A 6,375-nucleotide genomic window follows, 5' to 3' on the forward strand; every position below is an offset into this window, starting at 1 on the left:
CCACGAAGATCACCGCCGTCGACTACAAGCAGCAGTTGATCAGTTACCCAACACTTTCTGACGGCCGCGGGCCCGCGTATCCTCGGCCGTCAGGCATGCCGAGCGGAGGATGGCGTACGTGGCGGGCAGCAGCGCAGGGCGGAACGGAACGCGGACGGGCGGTCCCGGGGGCGAGCGGGCGACGGCTCCGGGCCGCCGGGAGCCCGATGAGGACGCCCGGCCGGAGCGTACGTCGCTCAGCGTCCGGGCGCGGGACGCGGTCCGGCAGCGGATCGTCGACCGCCGCTATCCGCAGGGCGCCCGGCTCGTGGAGCGCGAGGTAGCCGAGGAGCTGCGGATGTCCCGCGTCCCGGTCCGCGAGGCGCTGCGCGCCCTGGTGGGCGAAGGGCTCCTGGAGCTGCTGCCGCACAGCGGGGTCCGGGTGCGGCGGCTGGAGCGGGCCGATGTGGAGCATCTGTACGAGGTGTGGGAGCCGCTCGCGGTCCAGGCCTCCCGGCTCGCGGCGCGGCGGGTGGCGGGATCCGCCCCGGTGGAGCCGCCTGGCGTCACCGCGCTGCGGGGCTCCCTCGACCGGGCCGAGGAGGCGGCGTCGGACGACGAGGGCACGCGCGAGGTCGCGGCCCACACGGCCTTTCACGAGGACATCGTGGCCCTCAGCGGCAACCCGATGCTGGCCCGCACCATGGAGCAGCTGAGCGGACAGCTCCAGCTGCTCTTCGGGATGCGGGAGGAGCCGCAGCACATGCGGGCCCAGCACGCGGTCATGTTCCGGTGCATCGCGGCGGGCGACGAGGAGTCGGCCGCGGCGAGCACGCTGCTGCACGTGCGGGACAGCCGGGCGGTGGCCCTGCGGTCCCTGTTCGACGACGTCTGACTATTCGTATACCAATCACTTGCCCCCTTGAGGGACCGGCGGGGGGTAGAGCGCATTTCCTGCACCTTTCCTGGATGCCCGGGGAGCGGAATCACTCCTTCCCGGAATCCGGACCATTCTGGTATACAAAATGCTCCGCTCGCTTCCGCGACCCAAGGAGCCCTCCCATGAGCGCCGCCAACACCCCGCCCCCTTCCGGCCGGCCGACCAGGCGGGGTGTGCTCGCCGGGGCCGCCGCCGAAGCCGGGCCCGCCGGGACGGCCGCCGGGACGGCCGCCGCGCCTGCCGCCGCCGCCCGGATCACCGAGCAGCCGGACCGCACGGGCGGCCACGCCCGCGCCACCGTGTTCAAGAACGTCCGGCCCTACGGCGCGACGCACCCTGCCGACCTCACCGTCGTCGACGGCGTCATCACCGCCGACCCCGCCCCGCGCGGTGCGAAGATCGTGGACTGCGAGGGCCGGATCGCGCTGCCGACCCTGGTCGACGCGCACATCCACCCCGACAAGACGGCGTGGGGCGAGCCCTGGGTGACCCGGAACCCGGCGAGTTCCATCGCCGGGTACACCGAGGAGGACGTGAAGCTGTACCACGCGCTCCGCACCCCGCTGGACAAGCGCGCCGACCGCCTGATGGGCCATGCCGTCACCCAGGGCACCCGGGCGATGCGGGCCCATGTCGACGTCGCTCCCGCCTACGACCTGGTGGGCGTCGAGGGCGTCGGATCGGCCCGCCGGGCGCTGCGGCACGCGCTCGACGTGGAGATCGTCGCGTTTCCGCAGCACGGGGTGGTCCGGACACCGGGGACGAAGGAGCTGCTGGAGGAGGCCGCGCGCACGGGGGCGATCGACCGGGTCGGCGGCATCGACCCGATCGGGTTCGACGAGGCGCTCGACGAGCAGCTCGACATCGTCTTCGGTATCGCGGACCGGCACGGCGTGGGCGTCGACATCCATCTGCACGAGCGGGCCGCGACGGGAGTGGAGTCGCTGCGCGCGATCATCGCCCGCACCAAGTCGCTGTCGCTCCAGGGCAAGGTGACGGTCAGTCATGTGTTCTGCGTTCCTGGCCTGCCCGAGCGGGAACTGGACCGCCTTGCAGCCGAGTTGGCGGACGCCGGGATCTCGCTGACGACGGTCGCGCCCTCCTCGGACCTGGTGCTGCCGATCGACCGGCTGCGGGAGCACGGGGTCGAGGTGGGCCTCGGCTCCGACGGCGTACGGGACTCCTGGAGCCCCTTCGGCAACGCGGACATGCTGCACCGCTCGCACCTGCTGGCCCGGGTGCGGGACGCCCGCCTCGACGAGGAGCTGGAGGCGGCCTTCCGGACGGGGGCCGACGGCGGGGCGCGGCTGCTGGGGCTGCCGGAGGCGGACCTCGAACCGGGTTCGCCGGCCGACTTCCTGCTGGTGCGCGGGGAGTGCCTGCCGCAGGTCCTGGTGGACCTGCCGCAGCGCGAGATGGTGGTGCGCGGCGGGCGGATCGTGGCCCGGGACGGGCAGCTAGCCGGCGGCTGACCTGCGGGTCATGGGCGTCGCCCGGCGCGGTCGGGGTGCTGACCGGGGCGGTCGGGGCGCGGACCGGGGCGGACCGCGGGGATCCTGGCTGCTGGAAGCCGGAGGGCCGGGGCGGCGGGGTGAGGTGTCCCTGCTGGTAGGCCGTGTTCTCGTATAGCTACGGCCAACGGACATGTAGCGCTGCGTGATGCTAGGGGTCGGACCCCGCGCGAGCGGTACAGCGGATGGCGGTAGAGGCCCAGTTCTCCTATGGCTACGGCCAGGTGGAGTGCGGCTCCTTGTGGATCTCGGCACTTCCCATCGGCAACAGAGACGCCCGCAGCCTCCGTCACGTCCTTCTCTGCTCGTCCTCCGGCGCCTGTGGGCAGGGATCGAGCAGGCTGCAGTGTCAGACATGCCCGGTAGGGTCCTCGCGATAGTGGAAGCCAGTATCGGAGGAAGCATGGCGAGACGAATGCGGGACGAGGCGTTCCGGATAGAGCAGGAGCACGGGCGCTACGCCTCCCACGTACGTCCGATCAATGAGATGGTCGACGCCTTGCGCGACCAGGACGGGCGTGGCTGGATGCCTCACGTCGCCCCCTGGCACGGGGGCGTGGAGGCGCGCGCCCTGTCGATCCTGCGGGACCCGGGCCCCAAGACGCAGGAGGGTGTCGGCTCGGGATTCCTGTGCGTGGAGAACGACGACCCGACAGCGGAGCTTCAGGTCCAGCTCTTCGAGGGGGCGGGGATCGCGCCGCGAGACGTCACTCCCTGGAACGCCTACCCCTGGTACATCAACCGCTCGCCGAAGGCGGCCGAGATCCAGGCCGGCGTCGAGGTCCTGAAGCAGCTGCTGGGGCTGATGCCGAAGATCGAGGTCGTGCTTCTCCAAGGCAACGAAGCCCAGGACGCGTGGCGCCGCCTGCTCAAGACGCACCCCGGAACTGTCCGCGAACTAAGTCTGAAGGTGGTCAGCACCTACCACCCGGGACGGCAGGCTCTCTTCACGCCGGACCCGGAGGAACGCTCCCGCCGCGCACAGCACAGAGTCGACTCCTTCCAGACCGTCGGTGACGTGCTCCGTGGGGCGGTTGGGCAGCCGTAGGGCTCCACCGTGTCTACGCCGTCCAAGGCGAGCCCGGCAAAGGCCCCGGATCAGCCCTCCGAAACAGGGGACCGTGCGCTCGTCGTAGGGGCTCATCCAGGGTGACCCCAAAAGCCACCACGGAATGATCTTGGTGAATCAGAGTGCAGCTCGGCGGGGTCATGCTCGCCTCCCTGTACCGCTCAGGGGTCGCAGCCGCTGGCGCGCAGCCCCTGAGCGGTACAGGGTGACCGGGATCAGTTGAGGCTGGCGTCTGTCTCCGCAATCTTTCGGGAGTTGTTCCTGAGGTTGGCGAAGGGCAGAGCTCCTCCATGGAGTTCTTTGAACTCGTCGATCAGGTCCTGCTCGGCCTCACCCGGGTCCTCCTCGGATATCGGCCGCCAGGCGACGAGCAGTGCGTCTGAGTCGGCCAGCTGCCAGATGTAGCGTCCGCCCCAGTGGCCGGCCAGCAGACCGGTGCCGTGGCGGCGGTAGTCGGCAAGCCGCTGATTCAGTCCGTCCTGACCCGCGGCCTTGCCGATGTACACGACCGCCGCCCCGTCCACCCAGGCATCGCCGAGCTTGTCGGCGGTCACGGACGGGTCGCGGCCCTTGAGGTGCCCGGCAGGGCTGGTGGGGAGGAACGACGGGGGCGAGGTGTCCGTGCGGATCACCACGTAGATTCCGTGCCCGGTGGGGACGTTACTGCCGGGCAGTTCACGGAATGGCACGAAGCCGCGGAAGCCTTGTGCGGTCAGGGTTCTCTGCGTCAGCTCTGGTGTCGGGCTCATGCGGGGCATCGTGCCAGGCGCATCTGACAGTCCTCGGCGTAGGTGTCATACCGCAGCCGAGCGGGGGCAGGTCAACGACCTGCCCCCGCTCGGGCTTGGTGAGCTTGGAATCTAGTGCTGGGCCTTCTTACGGTGGACGCGGATGCTGGCGGGGGCACCGAGGTAGTTGCAGTCCGCCCCGGGACACCGCTCCCAGTTGCCGTTCTCGACAGCCGCCTCGCGGACGCCGTTGTCGGGCCCGAACCCGTGATGTGCGATGAGTCGGGCGACGGAGTTGTCATATCGGGCCGCAAGGAGGGCGGCCTCTGCGATCTTGTCGTGTCCCTGGGAGAAGAAGGAGCCGAGGCCGACCTCGTTCCCGCATCCGCACCAACAAGTACCCGTCGGCATCAGCCGCGTTTCGCTCTTCGTCATGACTACAAGGTACTTCTTCTAGAAGGTGCGTCAAGGAAAGCATTCTAGAAAGGTCTCCTAGGGATCGCGGCTGCCGCAGTAAATGCCGGATTTACTGCGGCGGAGCCTCTATCGTGATCGTCGCGACCTGCGGCGGGGCACCCCGGCCATCGAGGCGAGGTGTACGCATTTACTGCGGCAGTGTCGAAGGGCAGGGCGAGCGTGACGATCGAACCAGTGACCGAGCTTGGGGCCGGGGGCGCGCTCAGGTTGCCGCGCGCCCGGGTGGTGCCCCTGTCCGCCCCTCCGGTCACGTACACCGCGGCGGTCGAGCGGTACCTCACCGGCGCCGGGATCGCGAAGTCCTCCGCGCGGATCTACCGGATCTCGCTGACGACGTGGGGCTGGATGTTCGCCGGCGAGCCCGCACCGACCGGGCCGGCCCGCCGGGGAGCAAAGCCGCCCGCCTTCGCCGTCGCAGCGATCGACGACCCCGTGCTGCCGGAGGTCCTGGCCGAGCTGGCGGCGGCCCGGGCGGACGAGATGGACGCCGACACCGTCAACCGGGAGCTGTCCATCGCGCGCAAGGCGATCGGCTGGTGGCAGCGCCAGGGCTGGATCGTCGTCGATCCGACGATCGGCATCGAGCGGCGGCCGGCCCCGCCGGACCGCACCAAGGCCCTGGCGGAGAACCAGATCGCCGCCCTGTGGCGCTTGGACGTCGCCCTGCGGGAGAAGACGCAGTGGAAGATGCTCTACGAGTCCGCCGCCCGCGCGGACGAGGTGCTGTGCCTGAACGTGGAAGACCTCTACCCGCAGGACAAACGCGGGAAGATCACCGCCAAGGGCGGGGCGACGGAGTGGATCCACTGGCAGTCCGGCACCGCCCAGCTGCTGCCTCGGCTCATCGCCGGACGCACCCGCGGGCCGCTGTTTCTCACCGGCCGCAAGGCGCCGGCCGGCACGCCGTCGCTGGACGTGTGTCCGGAGACCGGACGGGCCCGGCTGTCCTACCGGCGGGCCGAGGAGATCTTCGAGTACGCCACACGGCTGCTGGCCAACCCGCTCGCCTCGCCCGAGGACGCCGAAGACCTGGGCGGCTGGACCCTGCACCGCCTGAGGCACTCCGCTCTCACGCATGACGCCGAGGGCGGTACCTCCACCCCGATGCTGCTGGCCCGCTCCCGGCACGCCTCTGTCCGCTCCCTGGAGCGGTACGCCCGACCCGGCGTCGACGCCGTAGCCCGCCACGTCGCCGCATCCGACCCAGCTGCCCGCCGACCCCGGTGAGCTCGCGGCGCAAGCCAGTGCCGCAGAAGCCGAAGCGCTGCGTAGTCACGGCTTCGACACGCTTTCCCCATAACCTCAGCACAAGGTGGATGATGTCCAGTGATTCGCGACTCCTGGGGAGACCATGCACGCCCGAACGATGGCTACCGCCGCGCTGCTCATAGCCAGCCTCACCGCGTGCGGCAGTGGCAATGACAGCAAGCCGACCGCCGCACCGAGCGCAGCCGAGCCTGCCGCCACCGAAACCGGCATCAGCAAAGCATGCGCGGACGCCGCCTTCGACCTGATGATCGACCAGGTCAATGGTGCCGACACCCCGGACTCCCGGCCCGACGCCTGCGCCGACCTCACAGACGAACAGTGGTCGCAAGCCCTGGACGAAGGGGACTGCTGCATGATCGGGTGACAGCGGGGTTTATGCAGCCAGAGCTGCGGGTGGGGTCA

General features: G+C 70.4%; 7 protein-coding genes. 5 read left to right on the forward strand and 2 right to left on the reverse strand.

Annotation, left to right across the window (positions count from 1 at the left end; genetic code table 11):
* Positions 1-109: 109 nt before the first annotated feature.
* The 3 genes from IE145_RS32935 (at position 110) to IE145_RS32945 (ending at position 3,478) form a co-directional block, all read left to right on the forward strand.
* Positions 110-874 carry a GntR family transcriptional regulator gene (locus IE145_RS32935; protein WP_189529090.1) on the forward strand — a complete coding sequence of 255 codons (765 nt, stop codon included), beginning with the start codon at positions 110-112 and terminating at the stop codon, positions 872-874.
* Between the two features lie 167 nt (positions 875-1,041).
* Positions 1,042-2,391: an amidohydrolase family protein gene (locus IE145_RS32940; RefSeq protein WP_189529091.1), complete on the forward strand. Its 1,350-nt coding sequence runs from the start codon at positions 1,042-1,044 to the stop codon at positions 2,389-2,391.
* Positions 2,392-2,833: 442 nt separating this feature from the next.
* On the forward strand, positions 2,834-3,478 hold the full coding sequence (locus IE145_RS32945) for a uracil-DNA glycosylase (RefSeq protein WP_229826025.1): 645 nt from the start codon (positions 2,834-2,836) through the stop codon (positions 3,476-3,478).
* A 236-nt stretch (positions 3,479-3,714) separates the two neighbouring features.
* On the opposite strand, the gene IE145_RS32950 is transcribed toward IE145_RS32945, so the two are convergent.
* Both IE145_RS32950 and IE145_RS32955 read right to left on the reverse strand, forming a co-directional pair.
* Positions 3,715-4,248: a hypothetical protein gene (locus tag IE145_RS32950; protein ID WP_229826026.1), complete on the reverse strand. Its 534-nt coding sequence runs from the start codon at positions 4,246-4,248 to the stop codon at positions 3,715-3,717.
* A 111-nt stretch (positions 4,249-4,359) separates the two neighbouring features.
* Positions 4,360-4,662, reverse strand: coding sequence for a hypothetical protein (locus tag IE145_RS32955; protein WP_229826027.1), 303 nt, complete (start codon positions 4,660-4,662; stop codon positions 4,360-4,362).
* A gap of 216 nt (positions 4,663-4,878) precedes the next feature.
* Here IE145_RS32955 and IE145_RS32960 point away from each other — a divergent pair, with 216 nt between their 5' ends.
* A complete protein-coding gene (locus IE145_RS32960) occupies positions 4,879-5,931 on the forward strand; it encodes a tyrosine-type recombinase/integrase (protein WP_229826028.1) in 1,053 nt (350 codons plus the stop codon).
* 139 nt (positions 5,932-6,070) lie between these two features.
* On the forward strand, positions 6,071-6,337 hold the full coding sequence (locus tag IE145_RS32965) for a hypothetical protein (protein WP_189529093.1): 267 nt from the start codon (positions 6,071-6,073) through the stop codon (positions 6,335-6,337).
* Positions 6,338-6,375 lie beyond the last annotated feature (38 nt).

It is taken from the genome of Streptomyces sindenensis, from assembly GCF_014649035.1.
Taxonomy (GTDB): domain Bacteria; phylum Actinomycetota; class Actinomycetes; order Streptomycetales; family Streptomycetaceae; genus Streptomyces; species Streptomyces sindenensis.